General features: G+C 36.8%; 1 protein-coding gene. It reads left to right on the top strand.

Going from position 1 to position 345, the window contains the following annotated elements; genetic code table 11:
* Positions 1–66: 66 nt before the first annotated feature.
* Positions 67–345: pilin glycosylation ligase domain-containing protein (locus tag JR005_RS14435; protein WP_228731743.1), on the top strand; the 279-nt coding region annotated here is incomplete at its 3' end.

Raw genomic sequence — 345 nt, 5'->3', positions numbered from 1 at the left:
ATATCTAGTGTGATTGCGATCTTGCAATGGCTCAATCTAGATCAACATGTATATGGTGTAATGGAGATGCGAAATAATAATCGCCCTTTTGCCAATTTTGCCCAGCCCAATAATATGTCGACCTTTTTGGTTATGGGGCTGATGGCATGTTTGTATTTATTTGAACAACAAAAACTCAAAAAATCACTTTTAATTTTGGTCTCTATATTTATTCTGTTTGCAATTGCCCTTAGCCAATCGCGTACCGCATGGGTGGTGTGTTTATTCTTTATGGCTTATTGGACGTATAAGACTTATAAGTATCCAGTTCGTTTGCGTAGTCCATATATGCTGTTTTGTGTTGTT

Source organism: Acinetobacter sp. Colony158 (genome assembly GCF_019264745.1).
Classification (GTDB): domain Bacteria; phylum Pseudomonadota; class Gammaproteobacteria; order Pseudomonadales; family Moraxellaceae; genus Acinetobacter; species Acinetobacter ursingii.
Note: the sequence above shows the minus strand (reverse complement) of the source record. Positions and strands in the feature narration are given on the sequence as shown.